At 40.8% G+C, this 16,259-nt stretch carries 15 protein-coding genes and 1 pseudogene; 9 read left to right on the top strand and 7 right to left on the bottom strand.

Features of this window, described 5'->3' with window-relative positions; translation table 11 throughout:
* Positions 1 to 2 precede the first annotated feature (2 nt).
* Positions 3 to 935, bottom strand: a complete 933-nt coding sequence (locus HMPREF9007_RS20095) for a restriction endonuclease (protein ID WP_008760306.1) — start codon at positions 933 to 935, stop codon at positions 3 to 5.
* A 184-nt stretch (positions 936 to 1,119) separates the two neighbouring features.
* Between HMPREF9007_RS20095 and HMPREF9007_RS20100 the strand changes: the two genes are divergently transcribed.
* The 7 genes from HMPREF9007_RS20100 to HMPREF9007_RS26780 all read left to right on the top strand — a co-directional run bounded on the left by HMPREF9007_RS20100 (position 1,120) and on the right by HMPREF9007_RS26780 (position 7,081).
* Entirely contained in the window at positions 1,120 to 1,485 is a 366-nt protein-coding gene (locus tag HMPREF9007_RS20100) for a helix-turn-helix domain-containing protein (protein WP_008760305.1), read from the top strand.
* 11 nt (positions 1,486 to 1,496) lie between these two features.
* On the top strand, positions 1,497 to 2,873 hold the full coding sequence (locus tag HMPREF9007_RS20105) for a DUF3987 domain-containing protein (protein WP_008760304.1): 1,377 nt from the start codon (positions 1,497 to 1,499) through the stop codon (positions 2,871 to 2,873).
* A gap of 78 nt (positions 2,874 to 2,951) precedes the next feature.
* Entirely contained in the window at positions 2,952 to 4,031 is a 1,080-nt protein-coding gene (locus HMPREF9007_RS20110; RefSeq protein WP_032850135.1) for a DUF6371 domain-containing protein, read from the top strand.
* A 138-nt stretch (positions 4,032 to 4,169) separates the two neighbouring features.
* Complete coding sequence (locus tag HMPREF9007_RS20115; protein ID WP_008760302.1) at positions 4,170 to 4,478, top strand: MobC family plasmid mobilization relaxosome protein; 309 nt, start codon at positions 4,170 to 4,172, stop codon at positions 4,476 to 4,478.
* A complete protein-coding gene (locus HMPREF9007_RS20120) occupies positions 4,468 to 5,409 on the top strand; it encodes a relaxase/mobilization nuclease domain-containing protein (RefSeq protein ID WP_008760301.1) in 942 nt (313 codons plus the stop codon). Before HMPREF9007_RS20115 ends, HMPREF9007_RS20120 begins: the two co-directional genes overlap by 11 nt.
* 35 nt (positions 5,410 to 5,444) lie before the next feature.
* Positions 5,445 to 5,849, top strand: coding sequence for a hypothetical protein (locus HMPREF9007_RS20125; protein ID WP_008760300.1), 405 nt, complete (start codon positions 5,445 to 5,447; stop codon positions 5,847 to 5,849).
* A gap of 98 nt (positions 5,850 to 5,947) precedes the next feature.
* The gene (locus tag HMPREF9007_RS26780) at positions 5,948 to 7,081 is read left to right on the top strand and encodes a restriction endonuclease subunit S (RefSeq protein WP_225982430.1); all 1,134 of its coding nucleotides are present in this window, start codon (positions 5,948 to 5,950) and stop codon (positions 7,079 to 7,081) included.
* Here the strand turns inward: HMPREF9007_RS26780 and HMPREF9007_RS20130 are convergent.
* The gene (locus HMPREF9007_RS20130) at positions 7,076 to 7,627 is read right to left on the bottom strand and encodes a restriction endonuclease subunit S (RefSeq protein ID WP_008760298.1); all 552 of its coding nucleotides are present in this window, start codon (positions 7,625 to 7,627) and stop codon (positions 7,076 to 7,078) included. The two genes, HMPREF9007_RS26780 and HMPREF9007_RS20130, sit on opposite strands and share 6 nt — an antisense overlap.
* Before the next feature lie 63 nt (positions 7,628 to 7,690).
* Here HMPREF9007_RS20130 and HMPREF9007_RS20135 point away from each other — a divergent pair, with 63 nt between their 5' ends.
* Positions 7,691 to 8,494, top strand: coding sequence for a tyrosine-type recombinase/integrase (locus HMPREF9007_RS20135; protein WP_016662496.1), 804 nt, complete (start codon positions 7,691 to 7,693; stop codon positions 8,492 to 8,494).
* Positions 8,495 to 8,501: 7 nt separating this feature from the next.
* Here the strand turns inward: HMPREF9007_RS20135 and HMPREF9007_RS25845 are convergent.
* The 5 genes and pseudogenes from HMPREF9007_RS25845 to HMPREF9007_RS20160 all read right to left on the bottom strand — a co-directional run bounded on the left by HMPREF9007_RS25845 (position 8,502) and on the right by HMPREF9007_RS20160 (position 15,577).
* Positions 8,502 to 9,990: pseudogene (locus HMPREF9007_RS25845) on the bottom strand (restriction endonuclease subunit S).
* Between the two features lie 5 nt (positions 9,991 to 9,995).
* Positions 9,996 to 11,147, bottom strand: coding sequence for a PDDEXK nuclease domain-containing protein (locus tag HMPREF9007_RS20145; RefSeq protein WP_008760294.1), 1,152 nt, complete (start codon positions 11,145 to 11,147; stop codon positions 9,996 to 9,998).
* Positions 11,148 to 11,151: 4 nt separating this feature from the next.
* On the bottom strand, positions 11,152 to 12,570 hold the full coding sequence (locus HMPREF9007_RS20150; protein WP_008760293.1) for a class I SAM-dependent DNA methyltransferase: 1,419 nt from the start codon (positions 12,568 to 12,570) through the stop codon (positions 11,152 to 11,154).
* A gap of 4 nt (positions 12,571 to 12,574) precedes the next feature.
* Positions 12,575 to 15,280 carry a DEAD/DEAH box helicase family protein gene (locus HMPREF9007_RS20155; RefSeq protein WP_008760292.1) on the bottom strand — a complete coding sequence of 902 codons (2,706 nt, stop codon included), beginning with the start codon at positions 15,278 to 15,280 and terminating at the stop codon, positions 12,575 to 12,577.
* An 87-nt stretch (positions 15,281 to 15,367) separates the two neighbouring features.
* Positions 15,368 to 15,577, bottom strand: a complete 210-nt coding sequence (locus HMPREF9007_RS20160; protein ID WP_008760291.1) for a helix-turn-helix transcriptional regulator — start codon at positions 15,575 to 15,577, stop codon at positions 15,368 to 15,370.
* A gap of 102 nt (positions 15,578 to 15,679) precedes the next feature.
* Here HMPREF9007_RS20160 and HMPREF9007_RS20165 point away from each other — a divergent pair, with 102 nt between their 5' ends.
* Entirely contained in the window at positions 15,680 to 16,249 is a 570-nt protein-coding gene (locus tag HMPREF9007_RS20165) for a TIR domain-containing protein (RefSeq protein ID WP_008760290.1), read from the top strand.
* Positions 16,250 to 16,259 lie beyond the last annotated feature (10 nt).

The following is a 16,259-nucleotide window of genomic DNA, read 5'->3' as shown; positions in this document are numbered from 1 at the left end:
TATTAGGCATTATCCATTGCATCCCAGTAGTCCATATCCATTTTCATGACTTTAAGGACTTTCTCTGTTTGCAATCCCAAGCCATAGTCATAAATATATTCTGTTAATTGTTGACCATTTATCAAGATAATGGTTGGTGAACCGTTAAGGCTTTCCACATACTCCATTGCACCTTTAGTATAATCAGAGGTAGTAATGAATACTCCTTTCTTGGATGGAGTTCCGGCAACAGCTCCTACAAAACTTTGAACCTCGTGACGCTGAACATTATTATCTAAAGCATATCGCTTTGCCTGTATGGATATATGATTAAATCCTAAAATATCTTCTTTAATAATACCATCTATACCACCGTCATTAGAAAGTTTCGTTACGATACCTGAGTTTTTGACCTCGCCACCATACCCAAGTGTTTGAAGTAAATTCACAACTAACCGTTCAAATTCTTGTGGCTTTTTACTTAAAATAGTTGTCAGAATCTGAGATTGCACATTCTGCTTTATCCTATCATAAGAATCTGCTAATTCTTCTTCCGGTGTACGTTCATCATCATTTCCCAAATGGAAAGAAGTGCTGTTAGCATCTTTATTTTTAGAACTTTTCTTCGGAGTTTTCGCATTCACAGTTACTTTGATGAACTTATTTATTTGTTCCTCCGTACATGAAGAAAGCATAGACAAACCCTTTTCGCTGATTTTATAATCACCTCTTTGAGGTTTTTCTACAAGTCCTGCAATAAAAAGATACGATAAAGCCCACGAAATACGGTCTAAGAATATTTCGCCATTACCAGAGGGATACCAAGCATTCATATCCTCATCGGTCAATCCAAAATGCTTCGCCAAAGGAATGCGCAAATCTTTAGCTCTCATAACAACTCCGGCACTTAATTCTTTCAATGCCTGTATCCGTATTTCTTCAAATTGCGGTATCATAAACGACAAATTTGTTTTATAGCTTCAATAACCACTGGTATTTCATGACACAAAGGTACTTAAATTACTCGTAATCATCACTTATTACCATCAAAAAGTTATTCATCAGTTATATTTTGGTGAATGATTCCACCATTGAAACACCTGTTTCCTTTGCCGTCGAACAATTAAAAACGATTGGCGTATGCAAAAAGAAACAGTAACATTTGATAAACTGCCCGAAGCGGTGGGTTATCTGACCGAACAGGTCATCGAGTTGAAAAAGATGGTAGCGGAACTCCAGCCACAGCCATCTGACAAACATGTGTTGGTAGAAATAGAGGATGCTTGCCGTATCATCCGAAAAGCAAAGCCTACCATCTATACATTGGTACGCAAAGGGCTGCTTCCGGCTTACAAGAAAGGAAAGAAACTCTATTTCTATGAGGACGAACTTCTTGCTTGGATTGAGAACGGGCGTAGAAAGAGTGCAGAACAGACTTACGAGGAGATGCTGGCAAATATGCAAGGCGGTGTCCGTCATAAGTCCAAATCATCCATGAAGTTTTAATGAGTAGAACTATGGATACATCCTCTATTAATCCGGCATCCATCATTGACGAAGCGGTTGATTTAAGTATGCGATTGGCTGGCACTGATTTTCCTGTCAGCATATTCCCGACAAAAATCCAACGCATCATCAGTGAGGTTCACGAATGCCATAACTACCCTACCGACTACATTGCCGCTGCCATCCTTACGGCAATAGCGGTCGGCATAGGTAACACGCATCTTGCCCAAATCAAGCAAGGTTGGATGGAAAGCCCCATCCTGTATATGGCATTGATTGGAAGACCGGGAGCGAACAAAAGTCATCCGCTCAGTTTTGCAATGAAGCCGTTTCTTGATTATGACTACCGACAGAATCAGGAATTTGAAAAGGCTCTTGCCAAGTACGATGAACTGATGAGCATGAGTCGCAAGGAACGTGCGGAAAGTGGTGGAGAGCAATTTCCGCAAGAGCCTATCCGCAAACGCTTCTTGGTTTCGGATGTAACGCCCGAAGGGTTGAGCCTCATTCATGCGCAGAACAAACGTGGGCTATGCTTATGGGCTGATGAATTATCCGCTTGGTTCAAGAATTTCAACCGCTATAACAACGGTTCGGAGGAACAATTTTGGCTATCGGTATTCAGTGCCAAGACCACCATGTCCGACAGAAAGAATGCCAAGAGTTCCATCTTCATCAAGCGTCCGTATATATCGGTCATTGGTACTATCCAAAAGAAAATTTTGAATGAGTTGGCTAAAGGTGAACGTTCCAACAATGGATTTATTGACCGCATCCTGTTCGTAATGCCCAATCTGCAACAGAAAGCACGGTGGAATGACAAAGAACTACCAGAAGATATTGAACAAGAATGGAATACCGTCATAGATAAGCTGATACAATCGGAGTGCCATCTCAATGAACATGGAGAGATTGAGCCACAAATCCTCTTTTTCTCAGAGGATGCCAAGAAACGGCTTTACGAGTGGCAGCACCATTTCTCAGAATGGTGCGACCGGGAAACGAACGACACCATCGTAAGTATCTATTGCAAGCTGGAGATATACATCATCCGCTTTTGTCTGATTATCCGACTGGCGCGATGGACTTGCGGTGAGTGCGACAAGACGTGTATCGACCTGCTGACGGTGGAGAGAGCCATTAAACTGACTGAATATTTCAAGGAATCAGCATTAAGCGTACAAAATATTCTGAATGAGAATGCCCTCAACAGCCAGCAACAGGCGATAGTCAATCTGCTGCCTCCGTCCTTTACGACAGCTCAAGCTATACAGGTAGCAGAGCAAAACGGAATGAAGGAACGGACATTTCAACGCTTTCTCAATGACAATATCGGAACACTGTTCCGCAAAGAGAAGCATGGAGAATATTCAAAGATTAACCCGTGACATTTTTGTCGGTTTTGACACTTTCCAAGCGAAAACGACAATAACGACAAAAGTGACACACTAAAAAAGAAACAAACAATGAGTACACATAGATTCATATTAGAACCCTACAAAGGTGTCAGTACCCGGCATACTTGCCCGAACTGCCACCGTAAAAGATGTTTCTCCAAGTACATTGATACAGAGAAACAGATACAGTTTCCTGATTACGTGGGTCGTTGCGACCACGAACAGAAATGTGGTTACCACTTCACGCCCCGTGATTACTTTGAGCGGAATCCGTCTGAGAAGGAAAAGTTGTCCGAAGATACCTTTCGGAACTATACGCCCATTAAAGAAGTCGAGCCGAAAGTCACCTCCTACATTGATTTGGATATAGTCAACCAGTCGTTGCAACGCTATCCCGACAACAAACTGTTTCAATTCTTATCGGCTCAATTCGGAGAGGCAGAGACATTGAAGCTGATGGAGAAATACAAAGTTGGTACTTCCAAACATTGGGATGGCGCAACTGTATTTTGGCAAACGGATTATCAGAACAGAGTCCGTACAGGTAAGATAATGCTTTACAATACAACGACAGGCAGGCGGATAAAAGAACCATACAATCATGTCACGTGGGTACACTCCGTATTACACAAGGGGGATTACAATTTAAAGCAATGTTTCTTCGGTGAGCATCTGCTTCCAAAAGATAAAAAACGTCCTATCGCACTGGTCGAAAGCGAGAAAACGGCAATCATTGCTTCCTACTACCTACCCCAATTTCTATGGATTGCATCGGGTGGAAAGAACGGTTGTTTCAATGCCAACAGCCTATCCGTTCTTGCCGGAAGAAGCGTTGTGTTATTTCCTGATTTGGGAGCGACCGACTATTGGCAAAGCAAAATCGGGTTGATGAAAAGCTATGGAATTGATGTGCAACTGTTCGATTATCTAGAAACCAAAGCAACCGAAAACGAACGGAAGGAGGGTTACGACATAGCCGATTATCTGTTAAAGGTACGCCCCGATGAAGCCATACTCCAGCAGATGATTAATAGGAATCCGAATTTGAAAACACTGATAGAGACATTCGATTTGAAGCTCATCAGCGTACAACGAAGCATCCCTCAACCGAAGGTTTCACCACCTAAAAAACGAGGATTCAGACTTTGAGTAAAGGGAGAGAAATCGAGACTTTTTTACTGTAGCAAGTTAATGTCGGTGTATTACATTTCCCGACCACTTGCTCCTCAAAAAGTCTGAGGAGACGGCTCCCGATGGTCACAAATTATTCACTAAAAGCAATTCAAAATGGAAAAGAAACATACGATAACTCTCCGACTGTCATACGACCAATTCGCATGGCTCGGTGCGCTTTGCAGACGGAGCAAGCAGACCCAAAGCGCAGTCATCCGTTCGCTCATCGAGAATGGGACGGTACGTGAACGAATCACGAAAGAACATATCCATATCATCCGTCAGTTGATAGGTGAAAGCACCAACCTCAACCAGTTGGCGAAGCAGGCAAATACCTACGGTTTCTTTGCCGTTTCCAAAAGATGTGAGGAGATGGCGCAACGTATTAACCAACTTATAAAACAACTGAAAGATGATAGGTAAACAAACCAAAGGGACATCGTTCGGCGGTTGTGTCCGCTATGTCCTCAAAGAGGAGAAATCCAAATTACTGGAAGCAGTCGGAGTGGATGGTACGCCTGAACGGATGGCAGAGCAATTTGAATTACAAGCATTGCTCAATGACAAGGTAAAGAATATTGTCGGACACACCTCGCTCAATTTCTCTCCTGAAGATGGCGAACGCTTGAAGTCTGATGATGCGTTGATGTTGCAAATCGCCCACGACTACATGAAACTGATGGGCATCGAAAACACGCAGTACATCATCGCCAAGCATATCGACCGTGAGCATCCGCATTGCCACATCGTTTTCAATCGGGTGGATAATGACGGTAAGACGATTAGCGACAAAAACGACTTCCGCAGAAATGAAAAGGCGTGCAAGATGCTGACGGCAAAATACCGATTGCACTTTGCCAATGGCAAAGACCATATCAAGGAGGAACGCTTGCGCCCATACGACCGAGCAAAACATGAAATATACAAAGCACTGAAAGAAGAACTGCCCAAAGCTCAAAGTTGGAATGAACTGAAAGAAGCCCTTGCCGACCGTGACATTGATATGAAATTCAAGGTCAGCCGGACTACAAGAGAAATACAAGGAGTCAAGTTTGAGTATGACGGCTTTTCTTTCTCCGGCTCAAAAGTCAGCCGTGAGTTCAGCTACTTGAATATCGACAACCGATTGGAACAGAATGCTTGTGCGCCTTCATTTGAATTCCATAAACAAGGATTCACGCATAAAAATGAAGAAGTGCAGCAAAGCGTTTCCCATTCCGACAATGGTTCAAGCATCGGTCTTGGTCTGTTGAACGGCAGTTCATCCTACGATGCTACTGTCGCAGAAGAAGCTGAGTTCAATCGCCTGATGAAAAAGAAAAAGGCTAAGCGCAAGCGAGGCTTTCGTTTATAATCCACTATTTATTAACTTTTTAAATTCAATTATTTATGGAACAGAAAGATTTGATTCTTGATTTCAATCTCTACTTGTGTGAGAAGTTCGGCTACAGAAACAGTTGTAGCGTGATGCAAAATGCCAACGGCTTTTGCGTGGACATCCGTGAGCGTGATTTAGACTGCTACATCCGCTTCTGGGAGTACAGTTGTGGAAGAGGCAACTTTCCTGACTGGAGCATCATCATCGTGCGCAGCAACTTTAAGAAGAACCAAGCCGAAAGCCTGAAAGACTTGGCTCGTTTCTTCAAGGAGTACATGCCACGCTACGGCTACAGATACCTCTGTACCGAAGGTGATGACTACAAGTATTATCAGACGCTCGGTTTGAAGCTCATCCATAAAGACCTGTTCGGACAAGAAAACTATGGATTGGCGATGAAAGATTTGAATGTCTGATACGTACTCTAAGGTTAAGGAGGGGATTTTTCCTCTCCTTAACTATTTCCGATACGCCCCATTATCAGAACGTACCGTTTGAAATACCAGACAATTGGGTGTGGACAACACTCGAAGAAATAAGCAATTATGGCGACTGCTATAATGTTTCTGTAACAGATATTGCTGATAATGAATGGATATTAGAACTTGAAGATTTAGAAAAAGATACAGCTTCTATCATTCAGAAACTATCGAAAAAAGAAAGAAACATCAAAGGAGTGCGCCATAAATTCAAAAAAGGCGATGTGTTATATTCCAAATTGCGCACATACCTGAATAAGGTATTGGTTGCTCCCAAAGCAGGATACTGCACAACTGAAATTATTCCATTCAATTCATATTGTGATATTTCAACACATTATTTATGTCATGTGCTGCGGTCTGCATATTTCCTTGATTATACTCAGCAATGTGGTTATGGTGTAAAAATGCCGAGATTGAGTACAAATGATGCATGCAAAGGAATGGTACCATTACCTCCCCTTTCCGAGCAACAGCGTATTGTAATGGAAATAGATAAATGGCTTGCTTTAATTGACCAAATAGAGCAAGGCAAAGCTGATTTGCAAAACACAATCAAACAAACCAAAAGCAAAATCCTCGACCTCGCCATTCACGGCAAACTCGTACCGCAAGACCCGAATGACGAGCCAGCCATCAAACTCTTGAAGCGCATAAATCCCGACTTCACACCTTGTGATAACGGGCATTATGCGCAGTTGCCTGATTCGTGGAGCGCAGTACCTATGCAAATGCTATGTTATTTGACCGATGGAGAAAAGCAGAACGGTATAGAAAGAATAAACCATGATGTGAAATATTTGCGTGGAGAGCGTGATGCCAAGACTTTGACTTCAGGCAAATATGTGGCAGCAAATTCTCTTTTGATTTTAGTAGATGGCGAGAACTCTGGTGAGGTTTTTAGGACTCCGATTGACGGCTACCAAGGTAGTACTTTCAAACAGTTGCTTATCAACGAAAATATGAACGAAGAATATGTACTACAAGTTATCAACTTGCATAGGAAAGTCTTGAGAGAAAGTAAGGTTGGTTCTGCCATTCCTCACTTGAATAAAAAGCTATTCAAAGCGATAGAAGTACCTATTCCGCCTTACAATGAGCAACAAAGAATTGTAGAGGCTATAAATAAGGCTTTTATGTCTTTGAACTTAATAATGGAGAGCTTATAGGCTCTCCATTATTAAGTTCAAAGTGGTAAAAAACGTTTCTATTTGGTCTATGATTCGCCTCTGTTCATAGAGTGGAGGTAAGCATATAGACATCAATAAAAATTTATTAAGAATTAAGTTGTGCAAACCCGTAGTTTGTGTTTGCATCAATCTCATAGCCCCAGTCTGATATTTTGCCAGAATACAGTAATACAAGTACTTACTTAATACGGTATCATTATACCGTATTCTTAACACCATTGTAAAATTACTGAATGAAAAAACGCCACTTTTGCCTTCATAGAGGATTGTTCTTCCAACAGGATTATTATCGCTACCACCTGATTTTTCTACAATCAAATCACCGTTCTCTAAATGACGTTTAGCAAAAGTTCTTTGTTCAACATCAATATACTCTATATTTGAATAATCTAACTTAAAGTCCTTGGTGAAATTTGCATTGCGTATAACCCCCACATTAACAAATGGTTCTTTCTTCCCTTTCCACAATCCATTAATGTTTTCGCATAAATCTTTGAGTGCAACAGCGCACCATCCATCAGGCAACTGCGCATAATGCCCGATACGTTCTATTATATTATTACCATATTCATTCTAAATCAATGTAGTATGGTAACAAAATTCAAAAATCATTTGGCAAAGACTAATCTTGCCAAGAACACCGTCACCTCGTATGTGTGGACGGTGCAGTATTTCCTCTGTCATTATGGGGAAGTGAATAAAAAGAATCTCTTGGCATACAAGGGGTACTTGGTGGAGAACTTTAAGCCACAGACAGTAAATCTTCGGCTGCAAGGTATCAACAAGTATCTGGAATTTACAAAACAGGAGAAACTGAAAGTGAAGTTCGTAAAGGTACAGCAGAAGAACTTTTTGGAAAATGTAATCAGTGATGCCGATTACAAATTTCTCAAAGCGCAACTTAAAACGGACGGTTATGATGAATGGTATTTTATCGTGTGGTTTATGGCTGCTACAGGGGCGCGTGTCAGTGAACTGCTTCATATCAAAGCAGAACATGTACAAATCGGGCATCTTGACCTATACAGCAAGGGAGGAAAGATACGCCGTTTGTATATCCCGAAGAATTTGCGCACAGAGGCTGCGAAATGGCTTAAAGAAATAGGACTTACTTCCGGCTATATCTTTCTGAACCGTTTCGGGCAACGTATTACTACTCGTGGGATAGCCTCGCAACTCAAACATTTTGCCGAAAAATACGGAATGAACAAGGAGGTCGTTTACCCCCATTCATTCCGTCACCGTTTTGCAAAAAACTTTCTTGACCGTTTCAATGACCTTGCTCTACTTGCCGACCTTATGGGACATGAAAGCATAGAAACAACACGTATCTATCTTCGCAGAACTGCCAGCGAACAGCAGAAGATTGTGGATAAAGTAGTGAACTGGTAAAGTCTCATCAGCCTTTAGAAGTGTAAACGAATACACTTCTAAAGGCATTTTGAATGTTATCCAAAATAGAGAATAGTTTCTCTATCTTTTGAACGATGCGCTGTTGTTCTTTGATAGGAGGAAGTGGAAAATATAAATTCTCCAATACACCAATATATAATTCTTTTTGATTTGTACTTCCTGCCAAATTATCTTCTATGTATTGTTGAATAAGTTGAGAAGACATATAAGCAAATACATATTCAGAATTGATTTCTTCATATGTTCTTACAACTGATACATGAGAATCTGGAACCACAAAAGGATATTTACCTAAACAACTTTCATCAAATAGTCTGGTTCTTCCAACAGTTCCTGTTCCTGTTGAATTAACAAGAACATCACCTGTTTGTAATTTATATTTTGAGTCCCATTTATTTATTGTTGAAGGGTCTAAAAACTTTGCCTGTTCTAATGAAATACCTCCTTCCTTTAGATTGCATTTTTGTGCGAATACGGGATATGTCTTATCGTCTTCCGAATATTTGGGAGATTTTCCCCTTGACAAAAACGAACACAAATCATTCATCTTACACCATTTCCATTCATTTGGCACATCAAATGGATAATGCCCGTTATCACAAGGAGTGAAGTCGGGATTTATACGTTGCAACAGTTCGATGGATGGCTCATCATTTGGGTCTTGTGGTACGAGTTTGCCGTGAATAGCAAGGTCAAGGATTTTGCTCTTGATTTGCTTGATTGTTGTCTGTAAATTGACCTTACCCTGTTCTATCTGGTCAATCAAGGCAAACCATTTCTCAATCTCTGTTACAATACGTTGTTGTTCGACAAGAGGTGGTAATGGGATATGCAAATCAGTAAAAATACCTTTGTGAACCCTCTGTTGTCCTACTACTCCTTTAAAATATTTTGTACCTTCATCTATATACCATTGTGATTTAAAAAGATATAGATAAAATTTTGCATAGATATTTATTGGGCGTAAAATAACCAATTCGGTAGTTCCTGCGCCACAATTATTGGGAAGTCCTTGAAAGATTGTTGATTTGAGATTTTCAAAGCATGGAGATATTTTTGCAATACCTATATCGCCATTCTGAAAATGGCAATATCCTTTTTTTTACTTCTTTCCATATACGTTTTTCAAAATAGTGATTTCCAGAAAATCCATCATCAACACACGCCATCGGAATAAATCCAATGTGTATATTATCTGCTATTTCTGATTTGGGATTAAGATAAAATAGTTCCGATACAGGAACAGATACCCAATTGTCTGGTATTTCAAACGGTACGTTCTGATAATGGGGCGTATCGGAAGTTTTTGCCGACTTCTTGCTCTTCTTGATTTTCCCCTCTTTTATCAATCGTTCTTTTTCAGCCTTGATTCGTTCAAGGAGAACAGATGCAGGCTCATCGTTTGGGTCTTGCGGAACGAGTTTGCCACGAATGGCAAGGTCGAGTATCTTTTGACGTAATTTCTTTGTATCCATACCGATCAGTCTTTATCTAAGAAAAGGTTGCAAAATTCATTTAGTTGCTGTTGCATACGTTCCTGCGGAATAAGGATGCGTTTGTATTCTGCTATCATCGTAGGACTCATGCTTCTGCTCATGGCATATTCCACTACCACCTTATCTGCTTCCGGACAAAGGATAATGCCAATAGAGGGGTTCTCATTGGAACGCTTTACATCCCTATCGAGTGCTTCCAAATAAAATTCCAACTGACCGAGGTCGCGCGGATGAAATTTTGTCTTTTTCAGTTCCACAGCTACCAATGCCTGTAATCCACGATGGAAGAACAGTAAATCAGCCTTGAATGTAGATGCACCGATATTGAGACGGTATTCTTGATCCATGAATATGAAATCCTTGCCAAGTTCAAGAATAAACTGCTTCATGTGTTCTACCAAGCCTTTTCTTAGTTTGGATTCGCTATGTTTTTTGGGCAAGTTCAGGAAATCGACAAACAATGTGTCTTTGAACATTATAGGGGCATTGGGGTAAGCATTGAGTAATCCTTTTGACATATTGTCCTTGCTGCTCAACAGAGCTGTATATGTTTGATTGGAAATGCAACGCTGCATTTCCTTAAAAGACAGATGCTCTTTATTGGCATAGAGAATATAGAACATCCGTTCTTCTGTACTTTTGCATCGGCAAAGAATCTCAATATGATTAGACAACGTTGTCAGTTCTAATATCTGAGGCATTTGTCCAGATGTCGGCTGGACTAATTGTGCAGATGCCGTCTGCACAATTACAGCCGTTTCTTGTGTTGGTTGGCTCGCTTCTATTTGTGCAGTTGTTGGCCGCACAAATTCAAGATTCAGATACTTCTCCACTGTAGCACAGAATGTTTCCGATGAATATTCATCATAGAACATCACCATATTGTAAATGCTTCTCCGGCTATATCCTTTAATATCTGGACGTTGAGAGCGGATATATTCGGACAACTGCGTTACCACCTTGCTTCCCCATTCCTCACTTTTTAATTTGGCTGATACATACCCACCTACATACCAAGCCGTGAACAACAGTTCATTGTTTACAGCTCTTGATGCACGACCTTTATGTTGGAGAATGATGTCTATGACTTCTCCAAACTGTTGCTCCATTGATATGGCTACCTTATTGTTCTCCATACGCTCAATCTTCATTTATGTTTGCGAGCAATTTTTCAAGTTCAGCTACAGCCGAACTTATCGTTTGGCTTTTATCCTTGATGTCTGCCATCAGTTCCGCCAGTGAACGGTTGTCCGCTTCACCACCTTGTTTTATCCAAGTGATGTCAAGACTTGTCTTGTCACGTACCAGTATATCTTCTATCGGGTACTTTCGCCAACGCCCTTGTGGATTATTTTCGGCATCGTAGGTCTCAACTCGATTATTATAACAAGAAATAAAATCATCCAAATGATGGCGTTCCAGCTTATTGGTGGCAAGGGTGTGCTTTACATCAGTACGGTAATCGTAAAACCATATTTCTTTAGTTGGTTGTCCTTTACTGAAAAACAACACGTTAGCTTTTACGCCTTGCGCATAGAAAATACCTGTAGGCAAGCGCAAGATAGTATGCAGATTGAAATCTTGCAACAGGCGTTTGCGGATAGTCTCACCAGCTCCGGCTTCAAAAAGGACATTGTCAGGAAGTACCACAGCAGCACGTCCTCCGGTTTTGAGCATAAGCATCATGTGCTGGAGGAAGTTCAACTGGTTATTCTTGGTCTCGACATAGAAATCTGGGCGGTTGATGTCCACAGAACCAGCCGGGCGAGTACCGAAAGGAGGATTGGCAAGTATTACATCCACAAGCGTAGAAGGCTCTTTTTCCAAAGAATCCTCACACACAATAGGACTGCGGTCTGTGCCAATGCCATGCAAATAAAGATTCATGGAAGCAAGTGTTACGACCAAAGGCGTATTGTCCACACCATGCAAAGCTTTGTCACGCAAAAAATCACGTTTTTCTTTACTTGCAGACTGCACTTTCATATAATCGTAAGCAGCAAGCAGGAAACCGCCTGTACCACAAGCAGGGTCGCAAACGGTTTCGCCCATTTGCGGATTGATGCAATCCACCATTGCCTGAATCAGTGGGCGAGGTGTGAAATATTGTCCGGCACCGCTTTTCTTATCTTGTCCGTTCTTTTCAAGAATGCTTTCGTAGATAGCACCTTTCACATCACCGTCCATGATGAGCCATTGCTCTTCATCAATCATGGTGATAACCTTTTTCAGATAAACAGGCTTGTCTATCTTATTCTGCGCCTTCGTATAAATCGTTCCTATCAGATTATCCTGCTCACTAAGCAGTTTAAGAGTTTCTTCATATTGCTTCACCAAATCCAAACCATCAAGAGCAATCAAATCATTCCATTGATAGCCTGTAGGGATAGCCGATTCCTCTCCGAACATTTCTACATTCTCTGCATCCATCTTCAAGAATAAGAGATAGGTCAGCTGGGTGATATAATCGGTGAATCCGATACCTTGCCCGGCAAGAGTTGTTGCCAGACTCCATACTTTTTTAGTGAGCGATTGCTCCGTTGTATTATTTGTTGCCATTTTCTTATGCTGCGTTTCTTAAAACTACAAATTTATAAAGTGAATGAAGTGCTTCGTCTGCTTTTTGCATATTACCAAACGCTCGAATCATTTGGGCTGCATGGGTTGCATCATCTTCACGAATATCTCTGACTGTACAAGCCCCGTTAGAAGCGATATAATCCACAATACGACTGACAACTTCACGTTGCTTATCGGTTATTTCACGCTGGGTTTGCCCCAACCACAAGTTGAAATATTGTTTGGATGTGGTGACTACACTGTCCAGTCTCTCGATTTGGCGGAAAGCAAAGCGTACCAGTTGTATGATATTGGTCAAAGCATCGCTCTCTTCTTTAGTAGTAGAATGCTTTACCTTGTTTGGAGAAAGAATGGCATACGAGTTCCAAATTTGTTTAGGGCTAAAATGGTTGTTTGCCATTTTAAGTTTATTCTCCAAATCTTTCAACATTGAATAAGTTATCGGTTCACCCGTGTTGCTGTGGATAATGCGCAATGCCTCTATCTCATCGTAATACTTTTTGCAAAAATCTTCAAACGCCTCTGTTGTGTCTTTAGCCTCTTCAACGGAGAATCCTTTTGAGATAAGCGCATCTTCGCCAGGCATCAACGTATTGACAAACCCGGCAGCAAGAATGAGTAAATATCTTCGTGCGTCGGCATGGTTGGCAAGAGGGGATACCAATCCCTTACGCTCGTTATTAGAATCGTCTGTACTAACAAACGGAGGGAGGGTACCTTTTTCCAACACAGCGTATATTTTCGCTGAAAGCTCCTTCATGTCATGATGAGACAAACGGGCAAATTCTTTCTTTTGCGATTCATCAGCCTTATAGTATATTCGGGCAAGCGTGGCTGCAAGCCGTTTGAGATATTCATCAGGAATATAACCGTGGCTGATACGTTCCAACAGTTCCTTTAGAGTGATAGTCTTTGTTGTGGGACTGCCATCTATAGGCTTCACCGTCTTCATGCTTTCCGTCACACCTACCGCATCCACTAAGTAGAAACAATCTTTACTGAATGCATTGGGCGTAACATTTCGCAATTGCTCATCACCAATGGTGCGCACACCACGCCCTTTCATCTGAATATACAAAGGCAATGATTCTACATCGCGCATGAACATGACCACTTCCAGCGGTTTGACATCTGTACCTGTGGCAACCAACGTACAAGTCACGGCTATACGGAAATCTTTGTCATTTCGGAATTGCCGTATCAGTTCGTTGCTGTCGCCAGCCGAATAGGTGATTTTCTGAACAAAGCGGTCGTCTGTGCGCCCGAATACCTCTTTGGCTATCTGTACGATATTGGTGGCGTGAGTTTCATTGAGAGCGAATATCAATGTTTTGGGCAAATAATCTATATTCGGTTCTCGCTGTGGATCGTTGAACAATTCGGTATAAACCACATCACGATAAGTCGAAAGGATTAACTTTATCTGTGCCGGGTTGATGATACTTCGATTAAGCTCTTTATTGGTATAGAATTTTGTTTCTTTACTATTTTTAGTCTTAACCTCTCCGGTATATTTTGTTTCTTCTTTGAATTTCTCGCCTTCTAATATAGCTCCTCCTGATTCCGTGACTTGCGTTTTTATTCTATATACCCTGCAATCCACATTCACACCATCAACAATACTCTTTTCCAAGGTATAGTTGACAATGATATTGTAGTTGAAGAATTTCTCAGTTTCTTCAATCGGGGTTGCAGTCAAACCAACCAATCTTGCCGTATCAAAATATTCCAATACCTTACGCCAGTTTCCATAAATAGAGCGGTGGCACTCGTCTATGATAATCATATCAAAGTAGTCGTGGGGCAAGTTGGGATTGGGTGGCAAGATTACTTCTTCCATCGGCTCGTTGCCGTCATCCTCCTCATTATCTTCAATAATGTCTCCTTTCAAGAATGAGAACAAACGCTGTATAGTAGAAATAACCACATTACTATCAGATGGAATAGAAGAAGAGCGAAGCCGATTAACCGTAAAGATTGTATTGAACGCATCTCCATTCTCCGTCAGGCGGAAGGTTCCAAATTCTCCCTCTGCCTGTTTCCCAAGATTATTCCGGTCAACGAGAAACAGCACTCTGCGCATAGGAGTATAAGAAAGCATCCTATAAGTTGCGAGACAAGCCGTATATGTTTTACCTGCACCAGTAGCAAGAACCATCAATGCCCGATTTCGCCCACTGCGGAAACTCTTTTCAAGTTCTGTTACCGCTTCGTATTGACAATCACGAAGCCCTTTCTTTTTCAATGTAGGTAGTCCGGCAAATGTATCTTCAATTCCCAATTTCTTGACCAACTCATGTGGCGTAGGGATTGCCATTATTTGTCTGAAATATGAATCTTGTTCACGAAAATCACAAAAGTATAGTTCTTTACCATTTGAAGTAAAGATAAAAGGCAATGGCTTTTGATACGCCTGATAGATATTAGGGACACTTCTTGCATATAAAGTTGCTTGGTCGCAAACTTTTGAAGCAAAAGCATCTGTTTCTTCTCGTTTTGCTTCAAGTATTCCCACTGCTTTCCCGTTAATAAATAGGAAATAGTCAGCTTCAAGATTCCCTTTCAACAAGCCTTCTCTTATGGCGACAGCAGTACAAGTCGGCTCGTAGTCTTCCCTATCAACCACTTCCCAACCTGCATCAGCAAACCACTGGTCTATCTTTATTCTTGCTTTTTCTTCAGGAGTCATGTTCTTAATATTGTATATTATCGGAAGTTTATCAGCACATTTGCAATAAGGTACAAATGAACTATAACCTCCTAACCTAATTAAGTTCTATTTCAACCGTTCTTTTTTATCGGTTATTAAATCTTTCAAATCCACTTGCAATATCTCTGCAATCTGTTGTAAGGTCTCTAAATTAGGCTGAATCCTATTACAAGCATAGGCATTTACCATACTGAAACTCTTATCCAGTTGTTTAGCTAACCATGTCTGAGAGATACCTTTTTCGGACAATACAGTCTTTATTCTATTCAGTTTCATTCTTTGATACGATTTTATAGTGCAAATATAGCGAATTATATTCGATAATCAGAATTATTTCGTATTTTTGTATCCTATATAAGACAAACATTAAAAAGAGCCATGATTCTAACAGAAAATAAGCTAAAGGAACTTACTCTTGCTGCTGATGTCCTCTCCGAAGCTCATCGGCAAACTAGATTTTTTTCAACTGGTCAACAAGCATCCGTATTTCTTTCCCATAAACACGATGAAATTAGCCAACTCAAACGAGTTGCCTACATTTTAGAAGAATTACATGCCAGTATCTATGTTGATTGGCTTGATAATTCTATGCCCCCAAAAACATCTGGACCCACAGCAGCCATAATCAAACAGCAAATCCAAAAATACGATAAATTTATACTAGTCGCCACAAACGGTGCTATTGATTCAAAATGGTGTAATTGGGAGTTAGGTTACGGAGATGCGCAAAAATTTGATTTAGGGAAAATAGCTTTATTCCCTATAGCTCAGAACGATAATAACTGGAAAGGTTCTGAATATATGCAAATATATCCAACTATTCAATATTATTCTGGAACAGAAAGATATTCAAACGGGAATCTAATACCTAGAGGATACTACTATTGCTACAATGATAAAGACGGGAATTATTGTATCAAAAATTTGTACGATTGGATTGTATCATAGCTACTTATAA

Origin of the sequence: Bacteroides sp. 1_1_14 (genome assembly GCF_000162515.1) — a bacterium.
Lineage (GTDB): Bacteria > Bacteroidota > Bacteroidia > Bacteroidales > Bacteroidaceae > Bacteroides > Bacteroides thetaiotaomicron.
This window is presented reverse-complemented; position numbering and strand designations above follow the sequence as displayed.